General features: G+C 76.3%; 14 protein-coding genes. 9 read left to right on the plus strand and 5 right to left on the minus strand.

Going from position 1 to position 17,122, the window contains the following annotated elements; translation table 11 throughout:
* The first annotated feature begins 117 nt into the window (after positions 1-117).
* A complete protein-coding gene (locus BM158_RS09230) occupies positions 118-1,245 on the plus strand; it encodes a citrate synthase 2 (RefSeq protein ID WP_091557000.1) in 1,128 nt (375 codons plus the stop codon).
* On the plus strand, positions 1,242-2,360 hold the full coding sequence (gene serC / locus BM158_RS09235) for a phosphoserine transaminase (protein WP_091557003.1): 1,119 nt from the start codon (positions 1,242-1,244) through the stop codon (positions 2,358-2,360). The genes BM158_RS09230 and serC overlap by 4 nt, the downstream gene beginning before the upstream one ends.
* Before the next feature lie 17 nt (positions 2,361-2,377).
* Here serC and BM158_RS09240 read toward each other — a convergent pair whose 3' ends face one another.
* The 3 genes from BM158_RS09240 to BM158_RS09250 form a co-directional block, all read right to left on the minus strand.
* A complete protein-coding gene (locus tag BM158_RS09240; protein ID WP_091558625.1) occupies positions 2,378-3,865 on the minus strand; it encodes a circularly permuted type 2 ATP-grasp protein in 1,488 nt (495 codons plus the stop codon).
* Positions 3,866-3,872: 7 nt separating this feature from the next.
* Positions 3,873-5,720: a S9 family peptidase gene (locus BM158_RS09245; protein WP_091557005.1), complete on the minus strand. Its 1,848-nt coding sequence runs from the start codon at positions 5,718-5,720 to the stop codon at positions 3,873-3,875.
* A gap of 81 nt (positions 5,721-5,801) precedes the next feature.
* The gene (locus BM158_RS09250; RefSeq protein WP_091557008.1) at positions 5,802-7,586 is read right to left on the minus strand and encodes an N-acetylglutaminylglutamine amidotransferase; all 1,785 of its coding nucleotides are present in this window, start codon (positions 7,584-7,586) and stop codon (positions 5,802-5,804) included.
* 149 nt (positions 7,587-7,735) lie between these two features.
* On the opposite strand from BM158_RS09250, the gene sepH reads away from it, so the two are divergent.
* Both sepH and BM158_RS09260 read left to right on the plus strand, forming a co-directional pair.
* Entirely contained in the window at positions 7,736-8,626 is an 891-nt protein-coding gene (sepH, locus tag BM158_RS09255; RefSeq protein WP_091557012.1) for a septation protein SepH, read from the plus strand.
* Positions 8,627-8,719: 93 nt separating this feature from the next.
* Positions 8,720-9,196 (plus strand): YflT domain-containing protein, encoded by a 477-nt coding sequence (locus BM158_RS09260; protein WP_091557015.1) that lies wholly within the window; start codon positions 8,720-8,722, stop codon positions 9,194-9,196.
* Here the strand turns inward: BM158_RS09260 and BM158_RS09265 are convergent.
* A complete protein-coding gene (locus tag BM158_RS09265) occupies positions 9,193-9,975 on the minus strand; it encodes a TrmH family RNA methyltransferase (RefSeq protein WP_091557017.1) in 783 nt (260 codons plus the stop codon). The two genes, BM158_RS09260 and BM158_RS09265, sit on opposite strands and share 4 nt — an antisense overlap.
* A gap of 50 nt (positions 9,976-10,025) precedes the next feature.
* Here BM158_RS09265 and BM158_RS09270 point away from each other — a divergent pair, with 50 nt between their 5' ends.
* Complete coding sequence (locus tag BM158_RS09270) at positions 10,026-10,967, plus strand: NAD(P)/FAD-dependent oxidoreductase (RefSeq protein WP_091557020.1); 942 nt, start codon at positions 10,026-10,028, stop codon at positions 10,965-10,967.
* On the opposite strand, the gene BM158_RS09275 is transcribed toward BM158_RS09270, so the two are convergent.
* Positions 10,964-11,596, minus strand: coding sequence for a nucleoside/nucleotide kinase family protein (locus BM158_RS09275; protein WP_091557023.1), 633 nt, complete (start codon positions 11,594-11,596; stop codon positions 10,964-10,966). The two genes, BM158_RS09270 and BM158_RS09275, sit on opposite strands and share 4 nt — an antisense overlap.
* An 86-nt stretch (positions 11,597-11,682) precedes the next feature.
* Here BM158_RS09275 and BM158_RS09280 point away from each other — a divergent pair, with 86 nt between their 5' ends.
* Genes BM158_RS09280 through BM158_RS09290 form a run of 4 tightly spaced genes read left to right on the plus strand, consistent with a single transcriptional unit; the run spans position 11,683 to position 17,118 of the window.
* Positions 11,683-13,137: an MFS transporter gene (locus tag BM158_RS09280; protein ID WP_091557026.1), complete on the plus strand. Its 1,455-nt coding sequence runs from the start codon at positions 11,683-11,685 to the stop codon at positions 13,135-13,137.
* A gap of 11 nt (positions 13,138-13,148) precedes the next feature.
* Entirely contained in the window at positions 13,149-13,829 is a 681-nt protein-coding gene (locus BM158_RS09285; protein ID WP_091557029.1) for an ABC transporter ATP-binding protein, read from the plus strand.
* Complete coding sequence (locus BM158_RS21340) at positions 13,826-14,494, plus strand: ATP-binding cassette domain-containing protein (protein WP_109504839.1); 669 nt, start codon at positions 13,826-13,828, stop codon at positions 14,492-14,494. Before BM158_RS09285 ends, BM158_RS21340 begins: the two co-directional genes overlap by 4 nt.
* On the plus strand, positions 14,491-17,118 hold the full coding sequence (locus BM158_RS09290; RefSeq protein WP_109504840.1) for an FtsX-like permease family protein: 2,628 nt from the start codon (positions 14,491-14,493) through the stop codon (positions 17,116-17,118). The genes BM158_RS21340 and BM158_RS09290 overlap by 4 nt, the downstream gene beginning before the upstream one ends.
* Positions 17,119-17,122: the final 4 nt, after the last annotated feature.

Here is a 17,122-nt window from a genome sequence, read left to right on the forward strand (position 1 = left end):
ACCTCCCGCTGGCCGGGACGGTCCGATTGGGTCGACGCCACCGGGGTGACCTATGTTCTGGCACAGCCGTGCGCCGACACCTCGGGCACGGGTCCCGCGCGCAGAGGAGCATGCGAGATGTCGGACGACTTCGTTCCCGGCCTCGAGGGCGTCGTCGCCTTCGAGACGACCATCGCCGAGCCGGACAAGGACGGCGGCTCGCTGCGCTACCGCGGTGTCGACATCGAGGACCTGGTCGGCAAGGTCACCTTCGGTCACGTCTGGGCGCTGCTGGTCGACGGCAAGTTCGGTCCCAGCGGCCTGCCCCCGGCCGAGCCGTTCCCGATCCCGGTGCACACCGGCGACGTCCGGGTCGACGTGCAGGCCGCGCTGGCGATGCTGACCCCCATCTGGGGCTACCGCCCGCTCCTGGACATCACCGCCGAGGAGGCCCGCGAGGAGCTCGCCCGGGCCGCCGTCATGGCGCTGTCCTACGTGGCGCAGTCCGCCCGCGGCATCGGCGTCCCCGCCGTCCCGCAGAAGCGCATCGACGAGGCCAAGACCATCGTCGAGCGGTTCATGGTCCGCTGGCGGGGCGAGCCCGACCCCAAGCACGTGGCCGCCGTCGACGCCTACTGGGTGTCCGCCGCCGAGCACGGCATGAACGCCTCCACCTTCACCGCCCGCGTCATCGCCTCCACCGGCGCCGACGTCGCGGCCTCCCTGTCCGGCGCCATCGGCGCGATGAGCGGCCCGCTGCACGGCGGCGCGCCCTCGCGTGTGCTGCACATGCTGGACGGGGTCGAGAAGAGCGGCGACGCACGGAAGTACGTCAAGGACCTACTGGACCGCAAGGAGCGCCTGATGGGCTTCGGGCACCGGGTCTACCGGGCCGAGGACCCCCGCGCCCGCGTGCTGCGCCGCACCGCCGAGGAGCTGGGCGCGCCCCGCTTCCAGGCCGCCAAGGCCCTCGAGGACGCCGCCCTCGCCGAGCTGCGCGAGCGCCGTCCCGACCGCCCGATCGAGACCAACGTCGAGTTCTGGGCCGCGATCGTGCTCGACTTCGCCGAGGTGCCCAGCCACATGTTCACCTCGATGTTCACCTGCGCCCGCACCGCGGGCTGGTGCGCGCACATCCTGGAGCAGAAGGAGACCGGCCGGCTGGTCCGCCCGTCGGCCCGCTACGTCGGCCCCGACACCCGCAAGCCCTCCGACGTCGAGGGCTGGGACAGCATCAAGGACAAGTCGATCCTGGCGCCCGCGTGACCGGCATCCGGATCCCCGCCGAGCTCCTCCCCGCCGACGGCCGCTTCGGGTGCGGGCCCTCCAAGGTCCGCCCCGAGGCCATGGCCGCCCTCGCCCGCGACGGCGCCGCGCTCATGGGCACCTCGCACCGCCAGGCGCCGGTCAAGAACCTGGTCGGCCGGGTCCGCGAGGGCCTGACCAGCCTGTTCGACCTGCCCGAGGGCTACCAGGTGGTGCTCGGCAACGGCGGCACCACCGCGTTCTGGGACGCCGCGACCATCGGCCTGGTCCGCGACCGGGCCGCGTTCGGCACCTATGGCGAGTTCTCCGCGAAGTTCGCCTCCGGGGTCGCCGAGGCGCCGTTCCTCTCCGACCCGGTCATCAGCAAGGCCGACCCGGGTTCGCTGGCGCTGCCCGAGGCCGTGGCCGGGGTGGACACCTACGGCTGGGCGCACAACGAGACCTCGACCGGCGTCATGGCGCCCGTCGTCCGTCCCGAGGGCGCCGACGAGGACGCGCTGGTCCTGGTGGACGCCACCTCCGGAGCCGGCGGCCTGCCGGTCGACGTGCTGGAGACCGACGTCTACTACTTCGCGCCGCAGAAGTGCTTCGCCGCCGACGGCGGCATCTGGCTGGCCCTGATGAGCCCGAAGGCGCTCGAGCGGGTCGCCGAGATCAAGGCCTCCGGCCGCTGGGTCCCCGGGTTCCTGGACCTGTCGACCGCGGTGGACAACTCGGGCAAGGACCAGACGTACAACACCCCGGCGGTGGCGACGCTGTTCCTGCTGGCCGACCAGCTCGACTGGCTCAACGGCCTCGGTGGGCTGTCCGGCGCAGTGGCCCGCACCCAGGAGTCCTCGTCGCGGCTGTACGGGTGGGCCGAGGCCTCCGAGCACGCCACCCCGTTCGTCACCGACCCGGCGCACCGCTCCTTCGTCGTGGGCACGGTCGACTTCGACGAGTCCGTGGACGCCTCGGCCGTCGCGAAGGCGCTGCGGGCCAACGGCGTCGTGGATACAGAGCCCTACCGCAAGCTGGGCCGCAACCAGCTGCGGGTGGGCATGTTCCCCGCCGTCGACCCCGACGACGTCTCGGCGCTGACCGCCTGCATCGACCACGTCGTCGAACGGCTCTGACCCCGGCCTGACCGGCCTCAGCGCGGCGGCAGGATCCAGGTGTCCTTGGACCCGCCGCCGCGGCTGGAGTTGACCAGCAGCGAGCCCTCCTCCAGGGCCACCCGGGTCAGCGGTGCACGCACCGCGCGGGTGGTCGACCCGGCGACGGCGAAGACCCGCAGGTCGACCCGCCTCGGCGCGACGACGCCGTCGACCAGGGTGGGCAGGGTGGAGAAGTCCACCGGCTCCTGGGCGACGAACCGGTGCGGGGCCGCCTCGACCTGGGCGGTCAGCTCGGCCAGCTCCGCGGCCGAGCAGGACGGCCCGAACACCACGCCCTGGCCGCCGTAGCCGTCGACCGGCTTGACCACCAGCTCGCCCAGCCGGCCGCGGACGGCGGCGAGGTCGCCCTCGTCGGCCAGCACCCAGGTCGGCACGCTGGGCAGCAGCGGCTCCTCCCCCAGGTAGAACCGGATCATCGCCGGCACGTGGCAGTAGGTGGCCTTGTCGTCGGCCACCCCGTTGCCGGGCACGTTGGCCAGCGCCAGCCGGCCGGCCCGCACCGCACCGCCGAGCAGCACGTCCAGCGGGGTGCCCACCGGGTTCAGGTGCGCGGCGAGGTCGTCGTCGTCGAAGCGGCGGTAGAGGACGTCGACCGACACCCGCTCGCCGTCCACCTCGACCGCGACGCCGCCCTCGGGGGTGGCCCACAGGCGGTCCGGGGTGGCGACCGGGATGCCCATCGCCTCGGCCAGCAGCCGGTGCTCGAACCAGGCGGTGTTCACCCGGCCGTCGGTGAGCAGCGCCAGCTGCGGCGGGCCGTCGCAGGCCGGGGGCGCGGCGTCGGCGAGCGCGGCCCGCAGCACGGCGACGGCCTCGGACGGCTCGGCCAGGCCGGCGCGGTCGGCGTAGAGGGCGGGCAGCGCGGCCCGGGTGCTGTCCCGGTTGACGATCGCGTAGCCCAGGCCCGACGGGACCCGCAGGTTGTCCTCCAGCACGACCCAGCCCTCGGCGGTGCGCAGCAGGTCGAGCCCGGCGACGGCGGCGCGCTGCTGCCCGGGCCAGGCCAGCGAGACCGCGGCCGGGCGGTACCCGGGGCTGCGGGTGACCAGCCACCCGGGCAGCACGCCGGCGCGGACCGCCTCGGGTGCGGCGTCCCGGCCGTCGCCCCGCCGGCGGCCGGTGGGCCGGTAGGCGTCGGCGAGGAAGGCGTTCAGCGCCCGGGTGCGCTGCTCGACGCCGCGGGCCACGGTGTCCCACTCGTCGGCGGCCAGCAGCCGGGGCAGGGGGTCGACCGGGAAGGGGTGCTCGACCAGCGCGCCGTCGACGAAGGAGCCGAACACCACCCCCCGCGCGCGGCGCTCCCGGCCCATCTCGCCGACGGCGGTGGCCAGGCCGACGCCGCCGAGCTCCTGCAGGGCCGGCACCACCGAGCGGTAGCCCTCGCGGACCACGCCGTCGGGCCCGACGACCTCGTCGGCGGGGTGCGGCCGGTAGTGCGCGAACAGGTCGGTCGTGCCGGTCATGGCCACCTCACAGCCAGCGGTCGAACCACTCCGCGATCGCGTCGGTCAGCACCACCAGGTTCTCCCGGCCCACGACGGTGTGGCCCTCCCCCGCGAGCAGGAGCAGCTCGGCGGGCTTGTCCAGGGCCGTCAGCGCCCGGTGGGCCTGGACCGACTCCTCGACGGGGACGTTGGTGTCCCGGTCACCGTGCGCCAGCAGGACCGGCGAGCGCAACCGCTGCAGCGCGGTCATCGGACTGATCGTGGCCAACATCTCGCGGTCGGTGACCGGGTCGCCGTACTCGGTGACCGACGCGGCGGCCATCCACGGCTCGGTGCGCTCGAAGAAGGTGCGCAGGTCGCTCATCCCGGCCAGCGAGGCGCCGGCGGCGAACAGGTCGGGCCAGCGGGTCAGCGCCACCAGGGTGAGGTAGCCGCCGTAGGACCAGCCGTGCGCCCCGACCCGGCCGGGCAGCGCGATGCCCGCCCCGACCAGGTGCTCGACGGTGGCGGGCACGTCGGCGAAGGAGGCCTCGCGGTCGGCGACGTCGTCCAGGCCCATGAACGCCGCACCCCGGCCGCCCGAGCCCCGCACGTTGGGGGCGAAGACGGTCAGGCCGGTGGCGGCCAGCGCCTGCGCGACCGGCGACCAGGCCGGCCGCTCCTGCCCCTCGGGGCCGCCGTGGAAGCTGACCACCGTCCGGTTCGGGCCGTGCACGCCGCGCGGCACGTAGAGCCAGCCGTCCAGCTCCAGGCCGTCGGCGGCGCGGTAGTGGTGCCGCACCGGCCGGACCAGCAGCTCCGGGTCGGGCCGCCGCGGCGAGCTGGGCAGCCGGGTGACGCCGCCGCCGTCCAGGTCGACGAGGTGCAGCGCGCGGGGGTCGGCCGGGCCGGTCAGCTCGGCGACCAGGGAGCGGCCGTCGGCGGCCAGCGACCAGCCGGGCATCACCGGCAGCGGCAGGTCCACCCGGTGCACCAGGGTGCCGTCGTCCGCCCGGCGGACGTCGAGCTCGGTGACGCCGTCCACGGTCCACACGCACAGCACGGTGCCGTCGGTGCGCACCGCGTAGCCGTCCAGGTCCCCGTCCCGCCGGCGGACGACGACGCGGGGCTCCCCCGGCGCGCCGTGCTCGTCGAGGGGGACGACGACGAGCGCGGTGCGGTCCTCGCCCAGCGGGCCGGGCTGCGCGGCGCGCAGGTAGACCGACCGGCCGTCGGGGGCGAACCGGCCGTCCTCGCTCTGCCGCCCACCGGGGGCACCGGCCGGGATGACCCGCCGCTGCTCGCCGGAGGCGACGTCCACGAGCACCACGTGCCGCCAGCCGCGCGGGCCCCGGCGCACCAGCAACCGGCCCTCGTCGGCCGACATGGCGGTCAGCGCCAGGAACCCGCCGGTGGCCACGGTGGCCCGGTCCCCGGTGACGACGTCGACCAGGACGACGTCGGCGCCCGGGCCCTCGGCGACCGTGCAGGCGTAGTGGCCGGGCCGGGCGGTCCAGCCGCCGGCGAACACGGTGGCGCCGGGGTGGCCGAGCACCAGCCGGCGGTCGGTGCCGTCGGGGCGCACCGCCCACAGCTGCGCGCGGATCGACCCGCCCGGGCTGACCAGGTAGGCCAGCCACTCCCCGTCCGGGGACCAGGCCACCGACACGACCTCCTGGCCGGGGCCGGACAGCACCGCCGGCGTCGTCCGCTGGCCCAGGGTCGCGACCTCGAGCTGCGGCAGGCCGGTGCGGTCGCTGACGTAGGCCACGCGTTCGCCGTCCGCGGCCAGCGCCGGGCACCAGGCGCCCGCGGCCGAGGCGATCGCGGCGAGGGCCTCGCGGGTACCGGTGGGCAGACCGTGGGTCTGCTGGCGGGGGTCGAGCCGGGTCATGCCACCTCCTGGGGTCGTCGTCTCCCGGGTGCAGCGGGGACCGCCCGCCCGGTGTTCCCGGGCGTCATCGGCAGTGCGCGGTCAGCGGATGCCCTGCCGCTGCAGCCACAGCTCCAGCAGCCCCACCTGCCACAGCTGGTTGCTGCCCAGCGTGGTGCGGTGGGTGTTGGGGTCGGCCAGCAGCCGGTCGGTGTAGTCGCCGCGGAACAGCCCGCGCTCGCGGGCCTCGGGGGCGTGCAGCGCCTCGCGCACGCTGGCCAGGTACTCGCCCTCCAGGTGGATGATCGCCGGCACCGGGAAGTAGCCCTTGGGCCGGTCGATGACGTGCGCGGGGATGACCGCGCGGGCGGCCTCCTTGAGCACGCCCTTGCCGCCCTGCGCGAGCTTGAGCTCCGGCGGGACGGCCGCCGCGAGCTCGACGAACTCGTGGTCCAGGAACGGCACGCGGGCCTCCAGGCCCCACGCCATGGTCATGTTGTCCACCCGCTTCACCGGGTCGTCGACCAGCATGATCGTGGAGTCCAGCCGCAACGCCCGGTCCAGGGTGGTGTCGGCGCCCGGGCGGGCGAAGTGGTCGGCGACGAAGGCCCGGCTGGCGTCCTCGGTGAGCAGCCACCGGTCGGCCAGGATCCCGGCCAGCTCGGCGTGCGGGCGGTCCACGAAGACCGAGGAGTAGGCGTCGACCGCCCGCCCGGCGGGGACGCCCGCCAGCGGCGGGTACCAGTCGTAGCCGGCCAGCACCTCGTCGGCGCCCTGCCCGCTCTGCACCACCTTCACGTGCCGGCTGACCTGCTGGGCGAGCAGGTAGAACGCCACGCAGTCGTGGCTGACCATCGGCTCGGCCATCGCGCCGATCGCGCCGTCCAGGCCGGCGTGCACGTCGGCGGTGGGCACCAGCAGCCGGTGGTGGTCGGTGCCGAAGTGCTCGGCGACGACGTCGGAGTACGCGAACTCGTCGCCCTCCCGGCCGCCGACGGCCTCGAACCCGATCGAGAAGGTGGCCAGGTCGCGCTGCCCCTCCTCGGCCAGCAGGCCCACGATGAGCGAGGAGTCCAGGCCCCCGGACAGCAGCACGCCGACCGGGACGTCGGACACCATCCGCCGGCGCACCGCCGTCCGCAGGCTCGCCAGGACGGCGTCCTGCCAGTCCGCCGGCGAGAGGCCCGCGAGGTCGGGACGGCGCTCGTGCACCGGCGACCAGTACACGTGGTCGGACTCGCGGCCGTCGGGCTCGTAGGTGCGCACCGTCGCCGGCGGCAGCTTGCCGACCCCGGCCAGGATCGTGCGCGGCGCCGGGACCACGGAGTGGAAGGACATGTAGTGGTGCAGCGCCACCGGGTCGATCGAGGTGTCCACCCCCCCGGCCCGCACCAGCGCCGGCAGGCTCGAGGCGATGCGCACCCGGCCCGGCCCGCGGCTGAGGTACACCGGCTTGATGCCCAGCCGGTCGCGGGCCACCACCACGCGGCCGGAGTCCCGCTCGACCACGACGAAGGCGAACATCCCGTAGAAGCGCTCGACGCAGGCGGCACCCCAGCGGTGGTAGGCCTTGAGCACCACCTCGGTGTCGCTGGTGGAGCCGAACCGGTAACCCGCGGCGCGCAGCTCCTCGCGCAGCTCGCGGTAGTTGTAGACGATCCCGTTGAACACGCAGGTCAGGCCGAGCTCGAGGTCGACCATGGGCTGCGCGCCGGCGTCGGTGAGGTCGATGATCCTCAGCCGGCGGTGGCCGAGGGCGACCGGCCCGGACTGCCAGGCGCCCGAGCCGTCGGGGCCGCGCGGGGCGAGCTGGTCGCACATGGCGGCCACCGCGCCGACGTCGGCGACCCCGCCGTCGAACCTGACCTCGGCCGCGATCCCGCACACGAGCGCCTCCCCTGCCCGGCCGGCGCCGGGTCGGGTCCACCTTGCCCGGTCGGTGTTCCATCCGCGTGTCCGAGCCCTGGGCACCGCCGCCGCCGGGTTAGCCTCGGCGCTGGTCCCGTGTCCCTGCCCACCCCCGGAGGTCGACCCCCATGCGCACACTGCGCCTCGTGGCCCTCTCGGACGACGGCAAGAGCCTGGTGCTGGCCGCGGACGTGCCGGACTCCATCGACAACGGCGAGCGCTTCCACCTGCCCATCGACGACCGGCTGAGGGCCGCCGCCCGCGGCGACGCGCAGCGGATGGGCCAGATCGAGCTGGACGCGGCGAACGCCCTGCCGCCGCGGGTGATCCAGGCGCGCATCCGCGCCGGGGAGACCCCCGAGCAGGTCGCGCACGCCTCCGGGACGTCGGTGGAGCGGATCATGCGCTTCGCCCACCCGGTGCTGCAGGAGCGCGCCCGGGTGGCCGAGCAGGCCCAGGGCGCACGGGTGCGGCTGTCCGAGGGCACGCCCGGCGTCGCGCTGCAGCAGTTCATGTCCGACCGGCTGCGGTTGCTGGGCGCCGACCTCGACGGCGTGCGCTGGGACGCCCACCGCGCCGAGGACGGCACCTGGGCCGTGCGCGCGGCGTGGAAGGCCGGGCACAAGTCGGGCACCACGAAGTGGAGCTTCGACACCACCACCCGCACGGTCACCCCGCTGGACGCCACCACCATGGACTTCGCCGAGGGCACCCGCCTGGTGCGCGTGGTCCCCGACGTCCCGGCCGGCCTGCCCGCTGCTCCCCCGCGGCGCACCGTGGCCGCCGTCCCCGCCGAGGACGAGTGGCTGCCCGGGCCCTCGCCCGCCGAGGACGACGACGAGGTGCGCAACGTGGTGCCCGTCGACGGCAACCCGGTCGACGTGCTGCTCTCCGGCGACGACGGCCCCGAGCACGACACCGTGGTGCTGGACCGGGTGCTCGACCCCGAGGCCGAGGACCCGCGGGCGGCCATCCCGGCGTGGGAGGACATCGTCTTCGGGGTCCGCCGCCACCGCTGAGCCCCCTGTGACCGGGCACGCCGTGTCCGGCCTGCGCGTTCTGGGTAGCGGAGGGTCCGGCAACACGGCCGGACCAGCGAGGAGAACGCCAGCATGTCCGCATCGGTGTCCATGCCCACCGGGGGCGTCCAGGTGGGGACCTACCCCGACTACGCGCAGGCCCAGCGCGCCGTCGACTACCTGTCCGACGAGCACTTCCCCGTCGAGAACGTGCAGATCGTCGGCACCGACCTGCGCTCGGTCGAGCAGGTCGTCGGCCGGCTGACCTACGGCCGGGCCGCCGGCGCCGGGGCCGCCTCGGGCGCCTGGTTCGGCCTCTTCGTGGGCCTGCTGCTGGGCATCTTCGCCCCCGACGGCTCCAGCTGGATCAGCTCGGTGATCACCGGCCTGCTCATCGGTGTCGCCTTCGGCGCGCTGTTCGGCCTGGCCGGCTACGCCGCGACCCGCGGCCGCCGCGACTTCGCCTCGACCGGGCAGAAGATCGTCGCCGGCCGGTACGACGTGCTGTGCAACCCGCAGTTCGCCGAGGACGCCCGGGCCCACCTGGCCCGCCTCAGCCTCCGCGGCTAACGCAGCTGGGCGAAGGCGACCGCCGCCGCGGCCGCCACGCCCAGCGAGTCGACGCCCGGGCGCATCGGGATCCGCGCCCGGACGTCGACCGCCGCCATGGCCGCGTCGGTGAGCCCGGGGCCCTCCGCGCCCAGCAGCAGCGCCGTCCGGGGGTGCTGCACCGGGTCGACGTCCCGCAGGTCGACCTCCGCGCCCGGGGTCAGCGCGACGGTGGTGAACCCGGCCGCGCGCACCCGGGCGAGGTCGCCGGGCCAGTCGGTGAGCACCCGCAGCGGCGTGGTCAGCAGGTGGCCCATCGACACCCGCACCGAGCGCCGGTAGTACGGATCGGCGCAGGTGGGGTCCAGCAGCAGCGCGTCGATGCCCAGCGCCCAGGCCGAGCGGCCGATCGAGCCGATGTTCTCGTGGTCGTTGAGGCCTTCCAGCACCGCGATGCGCCGGGCGCCGGCGAGCAGGTCCGCCAGCGCCGGCGGCTCCGGTCGTTCGCAGGAGGCGAGCACGCCGCGGGTCAGCCGGAAACCGATGGTCTCCGACAGCACCCACTTGTCCGCCTCGTACACCGGCACCCCCGCCGGGACGTCGAGTGCGCCGACCCGGCCCGGGACGCCGTACACGCAGCGCACCCGCAGACCCGAGCCGAGCAGCCGCTCGACCGCGGTGACGCCCTCGACCACCACCGGCCCCGTGCCCCGCTCGGTGCCCGGCCGGCGGTCGCCGGCGTGCAGGTCGTGGAAGTCGGCGACGCGGGGGTCGCGCGGGTCGGTGATGGTCTCCGGCACCGGTCCATCCTGACGAGCGGGACGGCCGCGCACCCCGCAGGGTGGGAGGAGTGACCACCACCGTGATCGGCGCCGGCATCGCCGGCGTCGCCGCCGCCCGCGCCCTGCACGACGCCGGTGCGCCGGTCCGGGTCCTGGACCGCGGTCGCCGCCCCGGCGGACGGATGTCGGGCCGCGAGCTGCACGGCCGCGTGGTCGACCTCGGCGCCTCCTACCTGACCGCCACCCCCGACGGCCCCTTCGCCGGCGTCGTCGCCGACTGGGTCGAGCGCGGGCTGGCCCGGCCGTGGACCGACACCTTCGCCGTCGCCGGCCCCGACGGCGTCACCGACCGGAAGACTGGCCCGCTGCGCTACGGCGCGGCCGGTGGCCTGCGGTCCCTGGTCGCCGACCTGGCCCAGGGGCTGGACCTGGTGACCGGGCACATCGTCGGCGAGGTCGGCCCCGGCCCCACCGTCGACGGCGCACCGGCCGACGCCGTCGTCGTCGCGCTGCCCGACCCGCAGGCCCGCCGGGTGCTCGCCCCCGGCTCCCCCGCCGAGCAGGCGCTGGACCCGCGCGGCTGGCAGGCCACCCTCGCCGTCGCCATGGGCTGGCCCGACCGGGGCTGGGACGCCGACCTGCACGGCGTCTTCGTCAACGACCACCCGGTGCTCGAGTGGTTGGCCGACGACGGCACCCGGCGCGGGGACGACGCCCCCGTCCTGGTCGCGCACACCACCGGCCCCTTCGCCGCGGGCCACCTGGGCGACCCGCAGGCCGCCGGGCCCGACGTGGTGGCCGCCGTCCGGCGCCTGCTCGACCTGCCCGAGCCCGCGTGGGTGCACGTGCACCGGTGGACCTTCGCCAAGCCCGCCGACCCCCGCAGCGAGCCCTTCCACCTCGCCGACGGGGTGGGGCTGTGCGGCGACGGCTGGTCGGCGCCGTCGAAGGTCGAGTCGGCCTGGACGTCGGGCACGCTGCTCGCGCAGGCGCTGCTGGCCGGTCGCTAGAGGTCCACGACCAGGTCGGCGCGGTCCTGCGCGGCGACCACCCGGCGGGCGTTGGGCTCGTCGACGGCGGCCACCCAGGCCTGCGCGGCCGCCGGGTCCTTGCCGAACTGCACGTGCCGGGCGACCAGCCGGGCCGTCCGCACCTGCTCGTCCAGCCGCAGCGACCACACCTCGTCCAGCGCGGCCCGCACCTGCGGCCACGGGTGGTCGGGCAGCAGCAGGTAGTTGCCCTCGGTGACCACCACCCGGGTGCCCGGCGGGACGGCGACCGCCCCGGCCAGCGGCTGCTCGAGCACCCGCTCGAAGGCCGGCGCCCAGACCGTGCGGTCGGTCTCGGTGCGCAGCCGCTGCAGCAGGGCGCGGTAGCCGTCGGCGTCGAAGGTGTCCGGGGCGCCCTTGCGGTCGCGGCGGCCCAGCGACTCCAGGGCCACGTCGGCGAGGTGGTAGCCGTCCATCGGCACCCCGGCGGCGGGCAGCCCCGCCGCGGTCAGCGCGGGGACCAGCGCGGCGGCCAGGGTCGACTTGCCGACCCCGGGCGGGCCGGCGAGCCCGACGAGCACGCGCGGCCGGTCGGCGGCCAGTGCCCGCACCCGCTCGACGAGGGAACCGGGGACGGGCGGGACGGTCATCCCGGGAATTGTCGTACCCCGCACCGATGATCCCGCGCACCGGCAGCCGTCCTCTCCCCGACGGCCGCCACCCCGAGGAGAACCCCATGACCGCCAGCCCCGCCCTGGACCTGCGCTCGGGCACCCAGCGGGTCTTCGCCCACCTGCTGGCCAGCAACCTGCTCGTCGGCGTCACCAACTACACCGTCTGGTTCGCGCTGACGTTCTGGATGTTCCTGCAGACCGGGTCGGTGTTCGGCACCGGGCTGGTGGCCGGCATCTTCCTGGTCGCCACGGCCGCCACCGGCATCTGGTTCGGCAGCCTGGTCGACCACCACCGCAAGCACACCGTCATGCAGGCCTCGGCGATCGCCTCCGCCGTGCTCTACGCGCTGGCGTCCGCCGTCCTGCTGCTCGCCCCGGCGTCCTCGTTCACCACGGTCGCCAGCGTGCCCCTCTGGGTGTTCACCGTGCTGCTCATGCTGGGCGTGATCGCCGGCAACCCGCGGTCGATCGCCCTGCCCACCTGCGTGACGCTGCTCGTGCCCGCCGACCGCCGCGACCGGGCCAACGGCCTGGTGGGCACGGTGACCGGGGTGTCCATGCTGGTCACCTCGGTGATCAGCGGCCTGCTGGTCGCGTACGGCGGCATGACGGCGGTGCTGGTGGTCGCGCTGGCCGTGCTCGCCCTCGCGGTGGTGCACCTGTCCCGGGTGCACGTCCCCGAGCCCCAGGTGGTCACCAGCGGCGACGACGACGCCGCCGCCCGGGGGGTCGACCTGCGCGGCACCGTCACGCTGGTCCGGGGCGTGCCGGGCCTGCTGCCGCTGATCCTGTTCTCCTGCTTCAACAACTTCCTCGGCGGCGGGTTCATGGCCCTGATGGACCCCTACGGCCTGTCGCTGATGAGCGTGCAGGCCTGGGGCCTGCTGTGGGGCGGGCTCTCGGCGCTGCTGGTCGTGGGCGGGCTGCTCGTCGCCCGGGTCGGGCTGGGCAGCCGGCCGATCCGGTTGCTGCTGCTGGCCAACGTGGTGATGTGGGCCGGCACGATGCTGTTCCCCCTGGTCTCCTCGATCCTCACGATGACCGTGGCGATGGCGGCGTTCATGCTGGTCATGCCGTTCGCCGAGGCGGCCGAGCAGACGGTGCTGCAGCGGGTGGTGCCCTACGAGCGGCAGGGCCGGGTGTTCGGCTTCGCGCAGAGCGTCGAGCAGGCGGCCTCGCCGCTCACCGCCTTCCTGATCGCGCCGCTCACGCAGTTCCTGGTCATCCCGTGGATGACCGACGGGGCCGGCGCGGCCGCCGTCGGCAGCTGGTTCGGCACCGGCACCGCCCGGGGCATCGCGCTGGTCTTCGTGGTCACCGGCGCGATCGGGCTGGTCACCGTGCTGCTGGCCTTCCTCAGCCCCGCCTACCGGCGGCTGTCGGCGGCGTACGCGACGTCGGACGCACCCGCCCCGGTCACCGGCGACCCGGCCCCCGTCCCGCCCCCGGCACCCGGGGTGGCCGCGGCGCCGACCGGGGTCGAGGAGGTCGTCGGCGGAACCGGGCAGGGTCGCTAGGGTCGCGGGCGATGACCGACGTCCCGGGGCCCGCCGCCGCCTGCCGGGACGTGGTCAAGACCTACCGCACCGCGACCGAGTCGGTTCCCGCGCTCACCGACGTCACCGTCGACATCCCGCGGGCACGCGTCACCTGCGTGGTCGGCCCGTCGGGGTCGGGCAAGAGCTCGCTGCTGCGCCTGCTGGCCTGCGTGGACTCCCCCGACGCCGGCACGGTGCACGTCGGCGGCCACCGGGTCGACGACCTCGGCGCGCGCGGCCGGCGCCGGCTGCGCCGCCGGCACGTCTCCTACCTGTTCCAGCGCCCGGGCCACAACCTGCTGCCCTACCTGACCGCCACCGAGCAGGTGCGGTTGGCCGCCGACCTGCGCGGGGCGCACGTGGGCGACGCCGAGGTGGCGGCCCTGCTCGAGCGGCTGGGCCTGGGCGACCGCGGCGGCCACCGGCCCGCCCAGCTCTCCGGTGGCGAGCAGCAGCGGCTGGCGGTGGCCTGCGGCGTGGTCGGCGGGCCCGCGCTGGTGGTGGCCGACGAGCCCACCGCCGAGCTCGACACGGCCGCCGCCGTCCGGGTGCTGGAGGCCATGGAGGCCCTGGCGGCCGACGGCGTCGCCTTCGTGGTGTCCAGCCACGACCCGCGGGTGATGGCCGTCGCCGACGGCTTCGTCCGCCTCGAGCAGGGTCGGCTGGCGTGACCGGGTTCGCCGCGCACGGGGTGGTCAAGCGGTTCACCCGGGGCACCGAGACCGTCACGGCGCTCGCCGGGGTCGACCTGGCCGTCGCCGGCGGGGAGTTCGTCGCGCTGGTCGGGCCCTCGGGGTCGGGCAAGTCCACGCTGCTGGCGGTGCTGTGCGGCTGGGAGACCCCCGACGAGGGCACCCTGGAACCCGCGGCGGCGGTCGACCGCGGCTGGTCGGACCTCGCCCTGGTGCCGCAGGCCCTCGGCCTGGTCGCCGACCTCTCCCTGCTGGACAACGTACTGCTGCCCGCGCGCCTGCGTCGGCACCGGACCACCCGCACCGACGCACCCGGCGACCCGGTGCCGCTGGCGCACCGGCTGATGGCCGACTTCGGCCTGGAGCACCTGGCCGACCGCTACCCGCACCAGGCCTCCCTCGGCGAGCAGCAACGGGCCGCCGTCGCCCGGGCCCTCGTGCTGCGCCCCGCCCTGCTGCTGGCCGACGAGCCCACCGCGCACCAGGACCGCGACCACGCCGACGCGCTGCTGGACGCCCTGCGCGACGCCGCGCTCGACGGCAGCGCCGTGCTGCTGGCCACCCACGACGAGGTCGCCTGGTCCCGCGCCGACCGCGTGGTGTCGATGCGCGACGGCCGGCTGGCCGCCGGGGCGCCGTCGTGAGGCTGCTGCCGCCGTGGTCGCGGGCGCCGCTGCTCGGGCTGCGCCAGCCCGCCGCCGTCCTCGCCGTGCTGGTGACGACGGCGATCCTGGCGTGCGCGGTGGCCAGCGCCCCGCTGTTCCTGTCCTCCGCCCGCTCGGCCGCTCTGCAGCAGCAGCTGGCCCCGCAGTGCGCCGAGGCGTCCTGGCCGGAGGTGGGCGTCGGGGTCGCCGCACCGGTCGGCGACCGGGCCGCCGGTCTGGCCGCCGCCCCGCAGGAGGCCTGGGCGGCCGAGGGCAGGGCCTCCGTCCCCGCCCTGCTCGTCGGGTCGGCCCTGGGCGCCGGGGGGAACCGCCAGCAGGGCGTCCCGGTGGCCGGGGCCGACGGTGCGGCGCTGAGCCAGCCGGCGACGCTGTTCTGGCGGCCGGGGGCGTTGGAGCACGTCGACGTGCTCGACGACGGGGGCGGCGACGGCGTCTGGGTGCCGGCCAGCTACGCGCAGGCGGCCGGGGTCGTCGCCGGCGGCACCCTCGCCGTCGGAGGCGTCCCGACCCCGGTCGCCGGCATCTACACCGACCTGTTCGACACCGTCCCCGACGAGTACTGGTGCGACTACGAGGACCTGTTCACCAACGCCACCAGCGCCGACACCCCGCCGCCGGCGCTCCTGCTGGCCGGCGACGAGCAGACCCTGGTCGACCTGGCCGTCGCGGCGCGCGGCTCGCTGCAGTCGTCGGCGCAGGTCGAGGTGGACGGCGGCACGCTGACCAGCAGCCGGGCCGCTGCCCTCGGCGCCGCGACCGACCGGGCGCTCGCCCGGCTGCCCGACGTCCCGCCCGACGACGGCGGGAAGGGTGCCGACCCCCGGCTGGCCGACGCCGCCGGCCGGGCCGAGGTCCTGGAGAGCGGGCTGCGCGGGCCCGTCGTCCCGGTGGCCGTCGCGGGTGGGCTGCTGGCGCTGGTGCTGGTCGCCGCCGCCGGCAGCTTCTGGGCCGACCGGCGGGCCACCGAGGTGCGGCTGCTGGCCGCCCGCGGGGTGGGCCCGGTGCCGCTGGCCGCCAAGGCCGCCCTCGAGCTCGGCCTGCCCGCGCTGGCCGGCGCCGCGATCGGCTGGGCGGCGTCCCGGCTGCTGGTCGGCGGCCTGGGCCCCGCACCCGAGCTCGACCCCGCCGCCACCACCGCCGCGCTGTGGGCCGGGGTCGCCGCGTTCGTCGTCGGGCTCGGCGCGGCCGCCGCGGTGGCCGGGCTGCGGGCACGCGGCACCGCGGAGCGCCCGCTGGGCGCCGCGCCGCGCTGGCCCTCCCGGGTGCCCTGGGAGCTCGCGCTGCTGGTCGCCGCGGGCTGGTGCTGGGTGCTGCTGGAGGGCCGCGACGCCGTCGTCTCGCAGGCCGGCGTCGCGCAGGTCAACGGGCTGCTGGTGGCCTTCCCCCTGCTGGCCGTGGCCGGCGCGGCGGTGCTGCTGGCCCGGGTGCTCACCGCCGCGCTCCCGCGGCTGCGCCGCTGGGCCGGCCGGCGCCGCCCGCCGGTGTTCCTCGCGGTCAACCGGCTGGTGGCCGCGCGGGCGGCGACCGCCACACTGCTGGTCGCGATCGCGCTGCCGGTGGCCGTGCTGGGGTACACCGCCACGCTCACCGCCAGCTCGCGGGCGACCCTGGACGCCAAGGTCGGCGTGCAGCTGGGCGCCGGGGCCTACGCCTCCACCGCCACCCGGGTCGACCCCGCCGCCGTCACCGGGTCCGACGGCACCACCGTGCTGCGGTTCGGCAACTCCTCGCTGACCTCGGCCGGCGGTGCGGGCACCGACGTGCAGACCCTCGCCGTCGACCCGGCCACCTTCGCCGGCAGCGCGTTCTGGGTCGGCTCCTTCGCCGACCGGCCGCTGCAGGACCTGGTCACCGACCTGACGCGGGAGACCGCGACCGTGCCCGTGGTGGCCGCCGGGCTGCCCACCGGGCCCTACGAGCTGCGGCTGGGGAACGTGCCCGTCGACGTCGATGTGGTGGCCACCGCCGACGTGCTGCCCGGCCGCCGCACCGCCGACCCCGTCGTCCTGGTCGACCGCTCCCGGCTGCCCCAGGTGCCGCCGTCGGCCGGCTCGGACCAGGCCGTCGAGCGCTGGACGGACGGCGACGTCGCGACCGCCGCCACCGCGCTGCGGGACGCCGGCGCGGTGCGGGTGCTGGACACCGTGCCCGCCGACGTCCAGCGGACGGCGAACTTCCTCGGCATCACCTGGACCTTCGGCTACCTCTCCGCCCTCGCCGTGTTCGCCGGCGTCATCGGCGCCGCGGGGCTGCTGCTCTACCTGGAGGCCCGGTCCAGGTCACGGGTCAGCGGCTACGTGATGGCCCGCCGGCTGGGGCTGAGCCGGGCGGCGCACCTGCGGTCGCTGCTGGTGGAGCTGGTCGGGGTGGCGGCCGCCGGGGTGCTCGTCGGCGGGGTGCTCGCGGTCGGCGCCGTGGCCGCGGTGTACCGGCGGCTGGACGTCGACCTGCTCCGCCCGCCCACCCCGCTGCTGGACGTGCCCGTGCCCGCCGTGGCGCTCACCGTCGTCGCGGCCCTGGCCGTGGCCGCCGGGGCGGCCCTGTACGCCCAGCGCTCGGCCGACCGGGCGGACCCGTCGTCAGTGCTGCGCGAGGACGCCTGACCCG

Source organism: Klenkia taihuensis, assembly GCF_900112525.1.
GTDB classification, from domain to species: Bacteria; Actinomycetota; Actinomycetes; order Mycobacteriales; family Geodermatophilaceae; genus Klenkia; species Klenkia taihuensis.